This window comes from Mycetocola reblochoni REB411 (assembly GCF_900163835.1).
In the GTDB taxonomy this organism is placed as follows: domain Bacteria; phylum Actinomycetota; class Actinomycetes; order Actinomycetales; family Microbacteriaceae; genus Mycetocola_B; species Mycetocola_B reblochoni.
Window position 1 is genome coordinate 1 of record NZ_FUKR01000051.1, and the last position, 17,871, is coordinate 17,871.

The window sequence follows — 17,871 nt, forward strand, 5'->3', positions numbered from 1 at the left end:
AGCCGTCCTCCACGCCTGCCTCACCTGGGCGACCCTATTAGGAGACACGCCCTAGCCGACGACGCCGCTGACGTCGGGAGCACCGAGACTGATAGTCGGTGCTGAGACCAAGCTGGCAGGATGAATACAATGAGGAGCCAGCGCGTGCGGATATCACGGCGGAGAACACGACGGCAGGTGATCGTCTGGACATCTGTCGCGGTGGTCATCGCGGTCTGCGCCGCGGTGCTGCCCTATCTTGAGATTCGCGGTGTTGCCGCGATTCCCGTGGCTCAGGCGCTCGTGCCCCTCGGAGCTCTCCTTCTCCTCCTGCTCGCGATCGCCTCGTTGATCTTTCGGGTGTGGGCCGCAGCGTTGGTGTTGATCATCGGCGCCGCGATCAGCGGCGTCCCGACCCTCACCCCGATTCACGTTGGAGAGGCCTGCGGGAGCGACGCACGAGTGACGGTGCTGTCGTTCAACGCGAAGCTTGCCGGTGCTGATCCTGCTGCACTAGCGGCACTCATCCGTACGACTGAGCCTGATGCCGTCATGTTGCTTGAGGCGGACGAGACGCTCGTTGACGCCGTGCTCACCGAAGAGGAACTCGCTGACGTCCTGCCCTATCGCACTCGCGAAGTCACCCCCGGACCGGCGAATGGAAGCGTGCTTCTTTCTGCAAACCCCCTGTCGGGGGAAGAGGACATCCCTGGGAGTGAGTTCGATCAGGTCAGCGCCGTTGCCACCCTGCCAGGGGCCGGCGCTGTGCGGCTCGCCGCCGTCCACCCGCCACCGCCCGTGTGGCAACCCAACGGCTGGCGTTCCGGTATCGACGACATCACCACGTGGGTACAGCAGACCCGGGACGACCGCCTCATCATCGCGGGCGACTTCAACGCCTCGCTCGCGCACCCGGCGCTTCGACGGTTGGCGTCAGATTTGCGCAGCGCCGCCGAAGCCGCAGGTGCCATCCCTTGGCCCACCTGGCCCGAACAGAAGCCCATTCCCGCTTTCACGGCGATCGATCATATCTTCGCGAGAGGCGCCACCCCGACCCACTGGGACAGCTTCTATGTCGAAGGCAGCGATCACCGTGCCGTCATCGCCACCTGGAATCTCTGCGCAATAGCTAAGTAACGTCACCTGATTGAGTTCCGGAGACGATCCGCGGTAGGGCGCTGGCGGTTCCGAGCGGCACTGGGGCCGGGTGAGAATCCGCGAGATACGCCCGCTTGGAAACAAACCCGCCGGAAATGTCTGCCAGAACTAGGTTCCGACAATCGTTTGCGGCAAGGTATTCCGGGTGATCCTTGGAACGACGCCGTAAACGATCGTTTCCGGTGGCAACTCTGTCCTGCTCGGCTCAGGCACGGTCGGGTCAGTGGAGAAATTGGCGATGCCCGGCGGACGGACCGTGGTCGCATCGTCGGGCATCTGCTCTCAGCTCAAATGTGATGGACACGCACGTCACTGTGGGCGCCCTACTGGAGAGGTGAGAACCACGCTACGTGCCGGCGAGTGCCCGTGGCTACCCCGGGGTGGAATTCCGCTTCGCCTCGTCGGCGTATTGGTGAGACGCGGCAGCACACTCTCGATCGCTGTGACGATCTGGAGCCTCAGAGGGATGGGAGGATGGTGGCATGACCCCGTCCCGTAGGCCAGCCGTTCTGCGCGGCTTCGCGGCGGCATCTCTGGCGACGTTCGCCGCGCTGGCGGGTCACGTTGCGGGTGGCGGACAGATGCCGGGACCGCTGGGCATCCTGGTGCCCTGGATCTTCTCGTTCATGGTCTGCGTGCTCCTGGCGGGACGAAAGCTCTCGGTGATCCGATTGAGCATCTCCGTTACCATCAGTCAGCTTCTGTTCCATGTGCTGTTCGTTCTAGGCACGATCGAGCCATCGGGGACCGCGGTCGGTCACGTGCACGGTGCTCCTCTCGTCTTGCCCGGCGGCTCCGGTGTGACGGAGGCCGTTGTGGCGGACGGCACGATGTGGGTCGGACATTTGCTGGCTGCGATCGTCACGGTTCTCGTCGCGCATCGTGGTGAGCGGATGCTGCTTGCCCTGCGTGAGCTCGCGATTCAGGTTGTTCGCTGGGTGCGTCGTCGAGTGGATGCTGCGTTGGGATCGCCCGCGCTGCTCTACGTTCGAGACCTCGGATTCACGGTCGACATCTGCCGTCCTCTTGCGTCAAGAATGCTGGCGACGCTTCGGGGCCGGGCTCCGCCTGCGGCTCACGCGATCTGATCCCCACCGGCTCCCGTCTGTCGCCGGTGTGTTCCCGCTCGGGTGCATCTGCGCGCTCCGGGCATTGTGAACGACCGTTGGCGTCGCCTGTCGGCGCCTGACGAGAGGCTTCCTCATGTCTGCACTGCGCCGTATCGGTGCGGGGCTGGCGTTGGCCCTGATCGCCGTCCTGGCGACCGCGGCACCGGCGTCCGCCCACGACCAACTGACCTCCAGCACACCCGCGGAGGACGAGGTTCTGGCGGCCGCTCCCGCGGAGGTCGTCATGACGTTCTCCGGCGATCTGATCGTCCTCGACGCATCGATGACAGGCGCGGTCGTCATGGTCGTCGATGCATCCGGTCACGACTGGGCGTCGGGAGAGATCGACGTCCAGGGCAACAGGATGACCGCGCAGCTCGAGCCGGGCATGCCTGTCGCGGGTTATCAGGTGCGGTGGCAGGTCGTCTCCGAGGACGGGCATCCGATCTCAGGCGTAATCCCGTTCACGATCGGCGACGCTGCTCCGATGGTCACGGCCGGGAACAGTGACGGTGCCGCGGACAGTGACGAAGTCACCACAGCGGGAGATCAGATCGCAGACGACTCGAGCAGCCCCGTTCGGGTGCTGCTCATCGGGGCGGGCGGCGCAGCGATCGCTGCGGCCGGCTTCGCCCTTTATCGATTCCTTCGTCGTCCCAAGGCGACAGCCGTACCGCCGGAGTCCGGCGATGACGCGGCAGAAACTCTGTGAAAGGCACTACACGATGAACACTTCCAAGACCCTCCCTCGCGCCGCGGCACTGCTCGCTGTCTCGCTTCTCGCACTGACCGGCTGCGCGTCTACGGCCGCTCCGGCGTCCGACGACTCGAAGCCCGCCGGCGATGTCGTGACGATCGAGGACGCGTGGGTGAAGTCCGCTCCGGACGGCATGTCCGCAGCGTTCGGGATGCTCGAGAACACCGGTGATGCGGATGTGACGGTCGTCTCCGTCGAATCCAATGTCTCCCCGATGATGGAGTTGCACGAGACGGTGGAGAACGAAGCCGGTGAGATGGTGATGCGTGAGATCGAGGGGGGATTCGTCATCCCCGCCGGGGGTGAGCTGGCGCTCGAGCCGGGTGCGAACCACATCATGCTGATGGGCCTCGAAAACCCGCTCGTCGCCGGGGATGAAGCGACCTTCACTCTGACGTTCTCCGACGACTCAACCTATGAATTCACCGCTCCGGTGAAGGACTACTCGGGTGCGAACGAGAACTACGAGGAGAGCGATGACGAAGGCATGGATCACTGATGCCCGCGCCCGCTGAGGGCGCGCCCACCGGTCCCGGTCGGTCGACCCGGCGACAGTTACTCCTCGGAGGGGCTGTTGCCGGGATCGGCGCGGCCGCAGCGATCGGCGCGGACTATGCGCTCAACCGCTCCAACACTGAGGAGAACACCGCACCCTCGACGCCTATGAACGGCGATGAGAAGGTCCCCTTCTTCGGAGCGCACCAAGCCGGCATCGACACCGCCGCACAAGCACACGGGGTCTTCGTCGGGCTGGATCTGAACGACGGTGTCGACGCGTCAGCCTTGGTTCGTCTCATGCGGATTCTCACCGACGATGCGGCACGGCTCACCCAGGGAACACCGGCGCTGGCCGACTCCGAACCGGAACTCGCACTGTCTCCCGCTCGCCTGACCGTGACCTTCGGGTTCGGCCCCGGGCTCGTCGCCCGAGCCGACAGCGCGGGGCCGGGGTGGCTCGCCCCGCTCCCCGCGTTCGGGATCGACCGGCTGCAGCCGGAGTTCTCCGACGGTGACCTGCTGCTGCAGGTCAACGGAGACGACCCTCTCACGGTGGCGCACGCGGCCCGCATGCTCCTGAAAGATGCACGCGGATTCGCGACGATCCGCTGGACCCAGCAGGGATTCCGGCGCGCCTATGGCACTGAGCGCCCCGGGACGACGATGCGGAACCTCTTCGGGCAAGTCGACGGGACGACCAACCCGGAACCGGGGACGAAGGACTTCGACCAGGTCGTCTGGGCGGAGGACGGATGGCTCGCCGGCGGCACTGGGGCCGTGATCCGACGCATCCGGATGGACCTGGACAAGTGGGACCGCCTCGACCGGAGCGGACGCGACGCGTCCGTCGGACGAAGCATCGCCAACGGGGCGCCGCTGACGGGAACCAAGGAATTCGACGAGCCGGACTTAGAGGCGAAGACCGCCATCGGGTTCCCGGTGATCCCGCAGTTCGCCCACATCCGTCGCGCGCGCGGTGATGACAGTGAACGCATCTTCCGCCGCGCCTACAACTATGACGAACGCCCCTTGGGCGCAGAGGTCTCCGAATCGGGGCTCATCTTCGTCTCCTACCAAGCCGACATCGAACGCCAGTTCATCCCGATGCAGCGAAGGCTCGACGAGCTCGACCTGCTCAACGAATGGACCGTGCCCATCGGCTCGGCCGTCTTCGCGATCCCGCCCGGATGCGCCGAAGACGGCTTCATCGGCGACTCCCTCCTCTCCTGAAAGCACCAACATGACTCTCACGGCATCCGAAACGACCCCGCACGACCCCCCCTCGCCACCATCCTCGCGACGACGAGGATGGTTCGCCCCTCTGCTGCTCCGACTGCACTTCTATGCCGGCATCCTCGTCGGGCCGTTCATCCTCATCGCCGCCATCAGCGGCGCGCTCTACGCCCTCACCCCGCAGCTCGAGCAGGCCGTCTACGCCGAGCAGCTCCACGCACCCAAGACGGAAACGACGCTCACCCTGGCAGCGCAGATCGAAGCTGCCGACGCCTACCGAGGGGATTCCTCCGGGCTGTTCGCTGTGCGCCCCGCGCCTGAGCCGGGCGACACGACCCGGATCATGTACGCCGAAGACGGCCTCGGACCGAGCGAATCCCGGGCCGTTTTCGTTGACCCCGGCACCGGCGAGATCCGCGGCGACCTCGTCGTGTACGGCACCAGCGGCTCCACGCCGCTGCGCACCTGGATCAGTAACCTGCACCGCAACCTCCACCTCGGAGACGCCGGACGCCTCTACAGCGAACTCGCCGCCTCCTGGCTCGGGATCGTCGCCATCGCCGGGCTCGCGCTCTGGATCATCCGCATCCGCAAAGCGCGAGCGAAGAAGGACTTCGTTCGCCCGAACCGCACCCACAAGGGCTACCGCGGCCTCTTCGGATGGCACACCAGCATCGGCATCTGGGTGATCCTCGGCGCCCTCTTCCTCTCTGCCACCGGCATCACCTGGTCACAGCACGCCGGCACCAACGTCAGCAACATGCGCGCCGCCCTCAACTGGGGCACTCCCTCCATCAACACCACCCTCGGAGGCGAAACACCAGCAGCCGACGATCACGCGCACCACCACGGTGCGGAGTCCGCACCGACCGGTGCCGCCAACCCCGCCACCTTCGATGCCATCCTCGCCATCGCACAACGAGAGAACGTAAATACCGGACAGGTCGAGATCAAACCCCCAGCCGAACCGGGCACTGCCTGGACGATCCGAGAGATCAAGAGCAGCTTCCCCACAGAAGGCGACTCCCTCGCAATCGACGGCACCACCATGCAAGTCATCGACCGGATCGACTTCGCAGAACTCTCCCTACCCGCGAAACTCGCCAGCTGGGGCATCAACATCCACATGGGAGTCATGTTCGGACTCGCCAACCAGATCGTCCTGTTCCTCATCGCCCTAGGGCTCGCCGCGATGGTTGTCCTCGGCTACCTAATGTGGTGGAAACGCCGCCCGACACGGGACACCAGCAGGATCGTGGGCACCGCCCCTCGCCGGGCGCTTGCGCGTGCACCGTGGTGGGGCATCGCGGCGACTGCCGCTGCAGCCGCGCTCATCGGCTGGTGGCTGCCTCTGGTCGGCTGGACGCTCCTCGGCTTCGTGATCATCGACGCCCTCGTCGGCCTGGCCGCGTCACCGCGCTTGCGAGCGAAGTAGCCGGACCCGCGTCTCTGCTCGCACGGCATCGACGTGCGAGCAGAGACGGTGTTCGCTGCCCGCTCGTCAACGACGCTGCACCTACTGGTGCACGTGGGCCCGCTGCCCGTCCCGGTCGAAGATCATGATGAGCTCGGCCTGCCCACCCATCGCGCTGATGGCGTGCGGGGTCATGGTCGAGAACTCCGCCGCCTCGCCACGGGCGACCTCGATGCGGCGCTCTCCCAGGAACAGCAGCACTCGACCTTCGAGTACGAGGAACCAATCGAAGCCCGGGTGCACCCGCTGCGCGGGCGGAGCGCGCTCAGGTTCAGGTTCGAGTCGCATCTTCACGGCCAGAGTCCTGCCGTCGCTGCGGCTCAGCGGCCAGGTCGTGCGGGTGCCGGAGCGGTGCTGCGCCGGTCGGATCACGACATCGCCGTCGTCATCGGCGGCGAAGAGCGCATCGAGGCTCACCCGCAGGGCGTTCGCGAGCGGTACGAGCACATCGATGCTGAGAGCGCGCTTGCCCGTCTCGATGCGGCTGATCGTCGAGGCGCTGAGCTGGGTGAGTTCTGCTATCTCGTCGAGCGAGTAGCCGAGGGTGGTGCGGATGCTGCGGAGCCGGCTGCGGGCTGCGCGCTCGACGTCGTCGCTGTGCACATCTCCAGCGTGGCACTATCTTGCGAATCCTGCAAGGCTTCTGGCGCTATCCGCATGCCCAGTCTACGCTCGGACCCATGAGCCACCATCACGCCACCCCTCCCTCTCTGACTCGCCACTGCGATGTCGCCGTCATCGGCGGCTCGGCCGCGGGGCTCGCCGGCGCCTTGCTGCTCGTCCGCCAGCGGCGCTCGGTGATCGTGGTCGACGACGGCAGTCCGCGCAACGCCCCCGCCGCGCACATGCACGGCTACCTCGGTCGCGAGGGCGCGGCGCCCGCCGAGCTGCAGGCGGTCGGCCGCGACGAGGTACGCGCATACGGGGGCGAGGTGTTGGACGGCCGGGTCCTCTCCGTACAGCGAGAGAAGACCGGGTTCCGCGTCGAGCTGTCCGGCGGCCATGCGCTGATCGCCCGGCGGGTGCTCGTGGCCACGGGCCTTGTCGACGAGCTGCCGCCATCGACGGCCTGCGCGAGCGCTGGGGTCGTGAGGTCTTCCACTGCCCGTTCTGCCATGGCTGGGAGGTGCGCGACCAGCGGGTCGTGCAGATAGTCACCTCCGCGATGGGCCTGCACCCGACGCCCCTGATGCGTCACCTGTGCGAAGAGCTCACGGTTGTACTGCACAACGCTCCCGGAGTGGATGCTGAGGCGGTTCGCGCTCTGCGCGAGTCCGGCGTGACCGTGATCGACGGCTCCGTCGGGCGGGTCATCGATCACGACGGCGCGCTGCTCGTCGAGCTCGCCGATGGCACCGCTCTGCCCGCCGACGCCATCCTCACCGGCTCGCGGGTGCATCCGCGCCTCGAAGCGCTCGAGCCGCTGGGCCTCGAGGTGGCAGCGCATCCGGCCGGTATCGGCGAGGTGCTCGTCGTCGACCCCACCGGTCGGACCAGCGTCGATGGCGTCTTCGCCGCGGGCAACGTGAGCGATGGCGGCGCGCAGGTGCTCCAGGCTGCGGCGAACGGCAGCCTGATCGGCGCCCAGATCGCCTTCAGCCTCGCCGGCGAGGACCTCCAGGCGGGGGCCCGCCCCTCCGGCGTGCAGGTCGAGTGGGATGCACGCTACGGCGACGGCGAGCCGATCTGGAGCGGCGCTCCGAACGGCTCCCTGGTGGTCGAGGCGGAGGGCATGCCGCCCGGTCGCGTACTCGACGTCGGCGCGGGCGAGGGCGGCGACGCGATCTGGTTCGCGGAGCGCGGCTGGACCGTGACCGCCGTCGACGTCTCTGCTCGTGCGCTCGCACGTCTGGGCGCCGAGGCTGAGCGGCGCGGCGTCGAGGTGCGGTCTCTCGTGCGGGATGCGAACGACCTCGTACCCTATGGCACCGATCGCTACGACCTGGTGTCGCTGCAGTACGGCTCGTTCCCGCGCACGCCCGAGCAGCGCGGGCTTCGCAGCCTGCTGGAGGCCGTCGCCGTGGGGGGAACGCTGCTGGTGGTCGGGCACGAACCCACCTGGACCCGCGAGACGGTCGATGTTGCCGCACAGACCCGCATGTACGACCCCGAAGCCTTCGTGGGAATCGACGAGATCGCGGCGACGCTGGTCGCAGACCCGGTGTGGCGGATCGAGCTGCATGAGACGCGCGATCGTCCTGCAGGGGCCTCCAGCGGTCATCACGTGCAAGACGTCGTCTTCCGCGCCGTACGCGTGAGCGACACGGACGCCGCGAGCTAGATCAGGCGGCCGCGTTCCAACCGGACGACGCGGTCGGCGAGCGCCACTGCAGCGTCGTCGTGAGTGACGGTGCACACGGCGACACCGCGCGCGGCCTCCTCACGCAAGATCAGTTGCATGCGCGCTGCGCTCTCCCGGTCGAGCCCGGCAGCCGCCTCGTCCAGGAGCAGGATGTCGGGTTCGCGCACGATCCCCTGCGCGAGGAACACGCGCTGGCGCTGTCCACCCGACAGCTCGGCGAGGGGGCGGGCGGCGAGTTCGCTCATGCCGACGCGCTCCAGGGCACGCTGGGTCGCTCGACGCGCGTCGGCTCTGGTCGCGCGGGCGCCATGCTTCCACGTGCCCATGCGCACCACATCGGATGCCGTGACGGGCAACGAGTCCGGCGCGGCCGGGCGCTGTACGACGAGCGCGAGATCTCCGTCGCGACGCACTCCGCCTCGTCGAGGCACCCTCACCCCGGCGAGGATCTCGATCAGGGTCGACTTGCCGGAGCCGTTGCTGCCCGCCAAAGCGACCACCTCGCCTGGCTGCACCTCGAGGTCGACGGAATGTAGCACGTCGTCGTCGGCGTAGCCGAAGCAGATGTCACGCGCTGACAGGGCGGGGAGCGAAGCCATCTCCCCATGGTAGCAATTGATAATCATTCTCATTCTCATGTAGGGTCGCTTCTCGTGCCCTCCCTCCTCGAGCCCTTCACCGTCGAGTTCTTCGTTCGCGCCCTCAGCGGCGGAGTGCTCGTCGCCGTCATCTGCGGCGTCGTGGGCACCTGGGTCGTGATCAGGGGCATGGCGTTCCTCGGCGAGGCGATCGGCCACGGGATGCTGCCCGGCGTCGCTCTCGCCACCGTGCTCGGCGCACCCGTGCTGCTCGGGGCGGCGCTGAGCGCCGCCGCCATGAGCGCGGCGATCGGTCTGCTGCAGCGCCGCGGCCGACTCTCCTATGACACCAGCATCGGCCTGCTCTTCGTCGCCATGCTCGCGCTCGGCGTGATAATCGTCTCGCACTCGCGCAGCTTCGCCACCGACGCCACCGCCCTGCTGTTCGGCGACATCCTCGCCATCCGGCCCGACGACATCGCGGTGCTGGCGATCGCCATGATCGTCACGGTCGGCGTCTCGGCCGGCTTCCATCGATCGTTCGTGGCCACTGCCTTCGACGTGCGCATCGCCCGCACCCTCGGTCTCCGCCCTCAGCTCGCGCACGTGGTGCTCGTCGCGCTCGTGACGCTCGCCGTCGTGGCATCGTTTCAGGCGGTCGGCACCCTCCTGGTCGTCGGCCTGCTGCTCGCGCCCGCCGTCGCGGCGCGCGCGTGGACGACCCGCATCCCCACCACCATGGTCGTCGCGGCCGTCTTCGGCGCTGCGGCGGTGATGGTCGGTCTGCTCGCGTCGTGGCACTTCGCCACCGCCGCCGGCGCATCGATCGCCGCCGCGGCGGTGCTGCTCGCGGCCGTCTCAGCGATCACCCGCTCCGTGCTCACCCGCGCCTCCCGACGGCGCCACCCCGTCGACCACCGCGACGTCGGCTTCCCGAAATCTGGTCCCGTCGCGCTCCCCGAAAGGAACCGATGAACTCCCGCGCCCTGCTGCTCCTCCCCGCGGCTCTGACGATCGCCGCACTCAGCGCCTGCACCCCCGCTCCGGGCGCCGCACCGTCGACACCCCCGGAGTCCGGAGACGGTCACGGCGCGATCGCGGGCGCCGCGGAGGTCGCCGAGCCGCCGCTCGGCCTGCTCTCGCTCGATGCCGAGGGAAACGCCGCGGTGCTCGATCTGCTCAGCGACGAGACCGCCGACCTCGGCGCCACCGCCGCACCACCCGCGGCCCTCGTTAGCGACGGACGCTACGGCTTCGTCACCACGGCCGAGGGTGTGGAGGTCATCGACTCGGGCCGGTGGAGCTGGGACCACGGAGACCACTTCCATTACTACCTCGCCGAGCCCGGCATTCTCGGCACCGTCGCAGGCGAGGGCCCCGTGACCGTCACGTCCGGCGCGCTGTCGACCGCTGGCACCACGGGGGTCTTCTTCGCCGGCTCCGGCGAAGCCGTCCTGCTCGACAACAAGGCGCTCTCCGAGGGTCGGATAGAGGAACTGCTCCGCGTCGAGACGGGGGCGGATGCCGGACTCGTCGCCCCGGTCGGCGATGGCGCACTCGTGACCGAGGGCGACGCGCTCGTCTACCACGACGACGACGGCAGCCCGGCCGGCACCCCGGTCGAGTGCGTCGACCCCGCGGGTGCGATCACGACCCGGGTGGGCCTCGTCGTCGGCTGCGCCGACGGCGCGGTGCTTGCGACCTGGCAGAACGGCGAGCTCGCCACCGAGCGCATCCCTTACCCGGCCGAGGCGTCCGATCGCGCCCTCTCATTCGACGGACGCAAGGGCCGCCCGACTGTCGCTTCCGTGGCCGGGACCACCGGATTCTGGTTGCTCGACTCCCGCGAGCGCACCTGGACACTGGTGTCGACCGAGCGGCCGCTCGCTCGCGTGGTCGCGGTGGACGACGCCGAGGGTCATGTCGTCGCGATCGACGTGGACGGTCGCGTCGTCGTGTATCTCGCCGACGGCGGCACCCTCGTCGGCGCCACTGAGCCGATACTCGCCGAGGGCGGCAGCGCCTCGTCGCTCGTCGTCGACGAGCAGCGCGCCTACGTGAGCGACCCGGGAGCGGGACTCGTGCACGAGATCGATTACGCCGACGGCGCCCGAATCGCTCGATCGCTCGAGACCCCGACAGCGCCGACGTTCGTCACGGAGGTCGGACGATGAGGATGCTCCGCACGTGCGCCCTGCTCTCCGCGACCGTCGTGCTCGGCGTCGGGGTCGCCGGATGCACCGGTTCCGCGGAGGCGGATCGACCGCAGATCGTCGTCACGACGAACATCCTCGGCGATGTGGTCGAGAACGTCGTCGGCGACGCCGCCGAGGTCACGACCCTGATGAAGCCGAACGCCGATCCGCACTCGTTCGAGATCTCCGCACAGGAGGCGGCACGGATGGACGCCGCCGACCTGCTCGTGACGAACGGCCTCGGGCTCGAAGAGGGTCTGCAGCAGCACATCGATCGCACGTCCTCTGCGGGTGTGCCCACCCTCATCGCAGGCGACGTGATCGAGGTACTCCCCTACACCTCGGAGGATGCCGCCGGCGCCGACGACCCGCACTTCTGGACGGATCCCTCCCGCATGGTCGACGTGGTGGATGCTCTCGAAGACGCCCTGGCTGACATCGACGGGATCGACGTCGAGCAGATCCGCGACAACTCCGCCGCCTACCGCGGCGACCTCGCCGAGCTCGACGAGGAGATGTCCGCGTCCTTCGCCGCAATCCCCGCCGACCGACGGGCGCTCGTGACGAATCACCATGTCTTCGGCTACCTCGCAGATCGCTTCGACTTCCGGCTCGTCGGCACCGTCATCCCCGGCGGCACGACGCTCGCGGCTCCGAGCGCTGCCGACCTGCGCGATCTCACCGACGCGATCGACGAGGCGGGGGTCCCCACGATCTTCGCCGAGTCGTCGCAGCCCGACCGGCTCATCCAGGTGCTGGCATCGGAGGCCGGCATCGAGGTCGACGTCGTCGAGCTGTTCACCGAGTCCCTCACCGAACCGGGCGAGGGCGCCGATACCTACCTGACGATGATGCGCGCCAACACCGAGCGCATCGCCGACGGGCTGACCCCATGACAGGACCCCGACCGGGGCCCGACACGAGAGGAAACAAAATGAAGCGACACATGAGAATGAGTGCCGCTGTGGCGGCACTGGCGGGCGTCTCGCTGCTCGCCACCGCCTGCGCAGGCGGCGCGGGGAGTTCCGCGCCCGCCGATGAGGAGTCGCCGGCCGCCGCGACCGAGACGGGCCGCGTCGCGATCTCCTACCCCGGTGGGATCGCCGTGCTCGATCCGGAGACACTCGAGGTCGTCGACGAGTTCGAGACCGAGGAATTCACGCGCCTCAACGCCTTCGGCGACGGCCGCACGATCGCCGTCACCACGTCCGAGGGCTTCCAGATGCTCGACACCGGCGAAGCCGTCCTCACCGACGCGCTGTTCGAGGGGACCACGCCCGGTCACGTCGTCATCCACGGCGAGAACACGGTGCTGTTCGACGACCGCACCGGCACCACCACGATCGTGCCGACCGACGGCTTCGCCGACGGCTACGACGCGCTGCCTGAGACCACGACCTACACCGCAGACGCCCCGCATCACGGGGTCTCTATCGTGCTGGAGAACGGCTCGCTGATCACCACCGTCGGCGACGAGACCGCTCGCACCGGCGCCAAGGCTCTGCACCCGCACGAAGACCACTGGGACGAGGCCGCGGCGAGCGCCGAATGCCCCGGCATCCACGGCGAGGGCACGGCAGCCGACGAGGCCGTGATCTTCGGCTGCGAGAACGGCGCCCTGCTGTTCAAGGACGAGGCGTTCACCAAGCTCGCGGCACCGGATGCCTACGGACGCATGGGCAACGCGTTCGTCTCGGAGACCAGCCCGATCGTCGTCGGCGACTACAAGAACGACCCCGACGCCGAGGGCTACCTGCTGAACGCGGTGGCGCTGATCGACACCGCGGCCGAGACCCTGGAGGTCGTGGAGCTCCCCGCCGAGGTCCAGTACACGTTCCGCGACATCGCCCGCGGCCCCGAGGATCTCGCGTACATCCTGTCGACCGACGGCCACATCCACGTGCTCGACCCCGCGACCGGTGAGCTGACCGAGTCGTACCCGGTCATCGACCCGTGGAAGGGCCCGGCCGAATGGCAGGACGCCCACCCCGCGATCAAGGTCGACGGCGAAATCGCCTACGTGACCGAGCCCGCCGCGAACAGCGTGCACGCGGTCGACCTGACCACCGGCGAGGTCATCGCCTCGGTCGAGCTCGACTACACGCCGAACGAACTCGCGGTCGCGATCGGTTGATCGACGGTATTCGCACGGGAGCGGGCAGGGCGTCGTCAGTGACGCCCTGCCCGCTTCGTTCATCCCCGGTCTTCTCCCTGGAGGCCGGACCCCGTCAGCTGCGCAGCGAGCCCGGTGATGGTGGTGTCGACGACGAAGCGATAGTAGGCCTCGCGCTGTGTGACAGCCGCATCCCCTCCGCGGAGGAACGGATCGATGAGGGTGCGGGTGAGCAGCTGCAGCCCTGGACTACCCTCCGACGCATCACGGAACTCGGCCATCATCGACGCATGGTCGCGGGGTCCGTCCTCTTCGTGCAGCAGACGGTCGTCGCCGATCGTGATCGTGAGCAAGGCCGTGTTCAGCAGCGTCGCGTATGCGAGACCCGCCTGATCGCCGAAGCCGGCGCGCAGAAGAGCGGCGATCCCACGGTCGAGGATCGGCAGCGCCGCAGGGAACGTCGGGCCATGCATGAGCAGCCACTTCGCCACCCCCGGGTGCGCCGCGACGATCGGGTACGCCGCGAAGAGCAGGTTCCGGAAGTACTCGTCCCACGGCAGGTCGGCCGAGGGCGCCCCGAGTCCGTCGAGCACTCGCTCGACCACGCGCCGGGCGATGAGGTCTTTTCCCCCGACGTGGTGGTAGATGACGGATGCTGTGACGTCGAGACGCCGCGCAAGGTCACGTATCGACCAGCCGAGGAGGTGCGAGTGCTCGGTGAGCTCGAGCGCGGTATCGACGACGAGCTCCGGGGTGAGCCCCACGTGAAATGGTGCGTCGTTCGTCATCCGTTCCTCCCTCGGCGATCTCCAGTCTCGACGATCGATCCGTCGAAAGCGATTGTGGTAAGGCTTACCTAACTAGTATCCTGCACAGGATTAGAACACTGTTCTAATCCTGTGCGATAATCATTCTCAATAACCAGTCCGCGGATCCAGGAGACGAAATGCAGGCCCCGTTCACGCGTTCGACACCGAAACCACCGTCCCCCGAAGCGGGTGTGCTCTCATCCGTCCGCGGAAGCCTCGCCGGCATCGTGGTCCTGAGCGTGATCGGCGCGGCTGGCAGCGTGGTGCCTTTCATCGCGATCGTCGAGCTCGCGAGAGCGCTGATGCCGGCGATCGACGGAGCCCCTGTGGACGCAGCCCGTGTGTGGCTGATCGTGTCGATCGCGATCGCCGCGCTCATCGTGAGCGTGGGCACTGCGTTCCTCTCCGGCGTCGTCGGTCACTTCGCCGATGCCGAGATGCAGCACTCGCTGCGTCAGCGGATCATCCGCCACCTGCAGCGCCTCCCGTTGGGATGGTTCGATCGACGCAGCTCCGGCGCCGTGCGCAAGCTGGTCGAGAACGACGTGGTCGCCCTCCACCAGCTGGTCGCCCACTCGATCCAGGACGTCTTGACGGCGATCACCGTTCCTGTGATCAGCCTCGTGTACCTCTTCATCGTCGAGTGGCGGATGGCGCTGGCGGCACTGGTCCCGCTCGTCGCGATCCTGCTGGTCTACCCGTTGATGATGCGGGGAGCGGGCGAGAAGTACCGTCAGTACGACCAGGCCACGCAGGCGCTGTCCGGCGCGACGGTCGAGTTCGTCCAGGGCATCGCTGTGGTCAAGCGCTTCGGGCAGGTCGGACGCAGCCACCGCCGGTACAGTGATGCGACACGCGAGTACGTACGGTTCGTCGGGGAATGGACGCGAGAGACCGCCGTGAGCTTCACGATCGTGGAACTGCTCGCTTCTCCCATCGTGGTCCTGGCCTGGCTCCTCGCCGCCGCGGTCTGGCTGGTCGGGAATGCGGGTGTTGCCCCGGTCGACATCCTCCCCGGCATCCTTCTCGGCCTCGGCCTCACCGCTCCGCTGATGAAGCTCGGCGCGTCGGGGCAGTTCCTGCGCAACGCGACGAAGGCGCGGCAGTCCCTCTCGGAATTCTTCGGGCTGGCTCCTGTGTCCGCCCCCGACCGGCCCGAGACTCCGGAGGGCCACAGTGTCGCGCTCGACGACGTGTCGTTCGGGTACCTCGACTCGCACCGCGTGCTCGAGGACATCTCCCTCGCCTGCGCGCCGGGCACCGTCACCGCACTCGTCGGAGCCTCCGGATCGGGCAAGTCGACCCTGGCCAAGCTGGTGCCGCGCTTCTACGACGTCGACGAGGGATCCATGACCATCGGCGGGACGGACGTACGACGCATCCCTTCGAACGAGTTGTACCGCCGGGTCGGCTTCGTGTTCCAGGACGTGCAGCTGTTGCGGGCGAGCCTGCGCGACAACATCCGGCTCACTCGCCCCGACGCAACCGATGCCGAGGTCGAGGCCGCCGCCCGTGCCGCGCAGATCCATGACCGGATCCTGCAGTTCGCGCGAGGGTACGACGCCGTCGTCGGGGAGGACGCGAACCTGTCCGGCGGCGAAGCGCAGCGGGTCACCATCGCCAGATCCTTGCTGGCTGACGCGCCCATCCTGGTGCTCGACGAGGCCACGGCCTTCGCCGATCCCGATTCCGAGGCCTCGATCCAGCGCGCTCTGAGTACGCTCGCCGCCTCACGCACGGTCCTCGTGATCGCCCACCGCCTGCACACGATCGTCCGAGCCGATCAGATCCTCGTGCTCGACAACGGTCACATCGTCGAACGTGGCACTCACGAAGAGCTGGTCGCCTCCGACGGCCGATTCGCCGCCATGTGGTCCGACTACCAGAGGAACCATGCCCGCTCTCTCCCGGAAGGAGCCGGCGCGTGATCCGTCGTCTGCTGCACTACTGCTCGCCCCGCGCGCGGCGTCTCGTGATCGCCGAACTCGCGTGCGTCGTGATCGCGGCCGTTCTTCAGGGGATCGCCTTCCTGCTGCTCGTCCCTCTGCTGAGGTCGCTGTTCACCGGTGAGGTCGAAGCGGCGTCCGGCTGGTTGCTCGTCGTCCTCGCCTCAGCCGTCGGATACGTCATCGCCTCCTGGTTCGCGAGCCAGATCGGCATGAAGGCGGCGACGTCCGTGCTCGACTCCCTCCTCGAGCGCCTCGGCGAGAGCGTCGTCTCACTCCCGGTCTCGTGGTACTCCACCGACCGCACCGGACTCATCACGGGGCTCGCCACACAAGGCGCGATGTTCGTCTCGACCATGCCGTATGCGATTCTGCGTCAGATCCTCGCCGGATTCATCGCTCCCGGAACCGTACTGATCGGCATGTACGCCTTCGACTGGCGCCTCGCCCTCTCGATGACGGTGATGGTTCCCATCATCGCCCTCGGCTATCGCTGGCTCAGTCGGGGGATCGGGCGCGGCGACAGAGCGCATTCGATCGCCGTCGCCGAGTCGTCGAATCGCGTCGTCGAGTTCGCGCGCGCTCAGCCGGCGTTGCGCACGGCCGGTGAGGGATCGATCGCCGACCGGCTCGTCAGTCAGGCACTCGATCGCCAGCATCAGGAGTACCGCGGTCTGCTGATCACCGGTGGCTCGGCGATCGCTCTGTTCGCCGGCCTCGTCCAGCTCTCGCTCACCGTGCTGCTCGTCGTCGGGGCGTTCCTCGCGATCGGCGGGACCGTCGACATCGCGACCCTCATCGCGCTGCTCGTGCTCGGTGTGCGTTTCAACGAACCGCTCGTCACAGCCGGCGATCTGGGCGGGGGTGTCGCCGTCGCCCGGACGACCATCGACCGTCTCGATGAGTTCGCCCGCACGGCCCGGCTTCCGGAACCCGCGGAGCCCGCGGAGCCCGCAGGCTTCGCCGTCGAGTTCCGCGATGTGACCTTCGGCTACGGCGCCGACCCCGTGCTGCGCGACCTGTCGTTCACTGCTCCATCCGGCGGCATGACAGCGATCGTCGGTCCATCGGGTTCGGGCAAGACCACCATCACCAAGCTCGTCGCGCGCTTCTACGACCCCGAGCAGGGAACGGTGCTGATCGGTGGAGTCCCTGTGCCCGACCTCGGCACCGCAGTCGTGGAAGCGGCGGTGGCCCCCGTCTTCCAAGACGTCTATCTCTTCGACGACACCATTGTGAACAACGTCTGGATCGGCAACCCCGACCTCAGCAGGGATGAGGTGATCGCGGCGGCCACCCGCGCACGTGTCGACGAGATCGTCGCACGCCTTCCCGGCGGATGGGACGCGCGCGTCGGCGAAGGCGGGTCGAATCTGTCCGGCGGAGAGCGCCAGCGGGTGTCCATCGCCCGCGCACTGCTGAAGAACGCGCCGATCGTGCTGCTCGATGAGGCGACCTCGGCGCTCGACATCGGCAACGAGATCGCCATCGGCGACGCGATCGACCAGATCCGCGCCGATCGCACCCTCATCGTCGTCGCGCACCGACTGCAGACCATCATGACCGCCGACCGCATCGTCATGCTCGACGGGGACGGCGGCATCCGCGAATCCGGAACGCACGCCGAACTTCTCGCGAGTGGCGGGGCGTACTCCCGCTACTGGCGCGAGCGCGTCGACGCGGCCGGCTGGCAGCTCTCCTCCACCGACTGACTTCTTCC

The 17,871-nt window shown here is 68.0% G+C and carries 17 protein-coding genes; 14 read left to right on the top strand and 3 right to left on the bottom strand.

The genetic code is table 11. The features are described from left to right. The first annotated feature begins 177 nt into the window (after positions 1-177). From FM119_RS08955 to FM119_RS08980, 6 genes are all read left to right on the top strand, one after another. A complete protein-coding gene (locus FM119_RS08955) occupies positions 178-1,116 on the top strand; it encodes an endonuclease/exonuclease/phosphatase family protein (RefSeq protein ID WP_179205279.1) in 939 nt (312 codons plus the stop codon). 503 nt (positions 1,117-1,619) lie between these two features. Further along, positions 1,620-2,225 (top strand): hypothetical protein, encoded by a 606-nt coding sequence (locus FM119_RS08960; protein ID WP_087137333.1) that lies wholly within the window; start codon positions 1,620-1,622, stop codon positions 2,223-2,225. A 115-nt stretch (positions 2,226-2,340) separates the two neighbouring features. Continuing rightward, entirely contained in the window at positions 2,341-2,958 is a 618-nt protein-coding gene (locus tag FM119_RS08965; RefSeq protein ID WP_087137334.1) for a copper resistance CopC family protein, read from the top strand. A 13-nt stretch (positions 2,959-2,971) separates the two neighbouring features. Then, positions 2,972-3,502, top strand: a complete 531-nt coding sequence (locus FM119_RS08970) for a copper chaperone PCu(A)C (RefSeq protein ID WP_087137335.1) — start codon at positions 2,972-2,974, stop codon at positions 3,500-3,502. Next, positions 3,502-4,731 (top strand): Dyp-type peroxidase, encoded by a 1,230-nt coding sequence (locus tag FM119_RS08975; RefSeq protein WP_087137336.1) that lies wholly within the window; start codon positions 3,502-3,504, stop codon positions 4,729-4,731. Before FM119_RS08970 ends, FM119_RS08975 begins: the two co-directional genes overlap by 1 nt. 10 nt (positions 4,732-4,741) lie before the next feature. Continuing rightward, a complete protein-coding gene (locus FM119_RS08980; RefSeq protein ID WP_087137337.1) occupies positions 4,742-6,169 on the top strand; it encodes a PepSY-associated TM helix domain-containing protein in 1,428 nt (475 codons plus the stop codon). A gap of 81 nt (positions 6,170-6,250) precedes the next feature. On the opposite strand, the gene FM119_RS08985 is transcribed toward FM119_RS08980, so the two are convergent. Further along, positions 6,251-6,811, bottom strand: coding sequence for a helix-turn-helix transcriptional regulator (locus FM119_RS08985; RefSeq protein ID WP_087137338.1), 561 nt, complete (start codon positions 6,809-6,811; stop codon positions 6,251-6,253). 77 nt (positions 6,812-6,888) lie between these two features. On the opposite strand from FM119_RS08985, the gene FM119_RS14035 reads away from it, so the two are divergent. Both FM119_RS14035 and FM119_RS08990 read left to right on the top strand, forming a co-directional pair. Beyond that, the gene (locus FM119_RS14035) at positions 6,889-7,362 is read left to right on the top strand and encodes an NAD(P)/FAD-dependent oxidoreductase (RefSeq protein ID WP_218778755.1); all 474 of its coding nucleotides are present in this window, start codon (positions 6,889-6,891) and stop codon (positions 7,360-7,362) included. Beyond that, positions 7,335-8,489, top strand: a complete 1,155-nt coding sequence (locus FM119_RS08990) for a methyltransferase domain-containing protein (RefSeq protein ID WP_218778756.1) — start codon at positions 7,335-7,337, stop codon at positions 8,487-8,489. Before FM119_RS14035 ends, FM119_RS08990 begins: the two co-directional genes overlap by 28 nt. Here FM119_RS08990 and FM119_RS08995 read toward each other — a convergent pair. Beyond that, positions 8,486-9,109, bottom strand: a complete 624-nt coding sequence (locus FM119_RS08995; RefSeq protein WP_245827404.1) for a metal ABC transporter ATP-binding protein — start codon at positions 9,107-9,109, stop codon at positions 8,486-8,488. The two genes, FM119_RS08990 and FM119_RS08995, sit on opposite strands and share 4 nt — an antisense overlap. A 54-nt stretch (positions 9,110-9,163) precedes the next feature. On the opposite strand from FM119_RS08995, the gene aztB reads away from it, so the two are divergent. The 4 genes from aztB to aztD are packed head-to-tail and all read left to right on the top strand — an operon-like array spanning position 9,164 to position 13,417. Then, positions 9,164-10,063 carry a zinc ABC transporter permease AztB gene (gene aztB, locus FM119_RS09000; RefSeq protein ID WP_087137340.1) on the top strand — a complete coding sequence of 300 codons (900 nt, stop codon included), beginning with the start codon at positions 9,164-9,166 and terminating at the stop codon, positions 10,061-10,063. Next, complete coding sequence (locus FM119_RS09005; protein WP_087137341.1) at positions 10,060-11,262, top strand: ABC transporter; 1,203 nt, start codon at positions 10,060-10,062, stop codon at positions 11,260-11,262. Before aztB ends, FM119_RS09005 begins: the two co-directional genes overlap by 4 nt. Beyond that, entirely contained in the window at positions 11,259-12,179 is a 921-nt protein-coding gene (gene aztC / locus FM119_RS09010; RefSeq protein ID WP_420845585.1) for a zinc ABC transporter substrate-binding protein AztC, read from the top strand. Before FM119_RS09005 ends, aztC begins: the two co-directional genes overlap by 4 nt. Before the next feature lie 50 nt (positions 12,180-12,229). Beyond that, positions 12,230-13,417: a zinc metallochaperone AztD gene (gene aztD / locus FM119_RS09015; protein ID WP_087137343.1), complete on the top strand. Its 1,188-nt coding sequence runs from the start codon at positions 12,230-12,232 to the stop codon at positions 13,415-13,417. Between the two features lie 59 nt (positions 13,418-13,476). On the opposite strand, the gene FM119_RS09020 is transcribed toward aztD, so the two are convergent. Continuing rightward, complete coding sequence (locus FM119_RS09020) at positions 13,477-14,184, bottom strand: TetR/AcrR family transcriptional regulator (RefSeq protein WP_087137344.1); 708 nt, start codon at positions 14,182-14,184, stop codon at positions 13,477-13,479. A gap of 212 nt (positions 14,185-14,396) precedes the next feature. Between FM119_RS09020 and FM119_RS09025 the strand changes: the two genes are divergently transcribed. Then, positions 14,397-16,133, top strand: coding sequence for an ABC transporter ATP-binding protein (locus FM119_RS09025; RefSeq protein WP_245827405.1), 1,737 nt, complete (start codon positions 14,397-14,399; stop codon positions 16,131-16,133). After that, on the top strand, positions 16,130-17,863 hold the full coding sequence (locus FM119_RS09030) for an ABC transporter ATP-binding protein (RefSeq protein WP_087137346.1): 1,734 nt from the start codon (positions 16,130-16,132) through the stop codon (positions 17,861-17,863). Before FM119_RS09025 ends, FM119_RS09030 begins: the two co-directional genes overlap by 4 nt. Positions 17,864-17,871 lie beyond the last annotated feature (8 nt).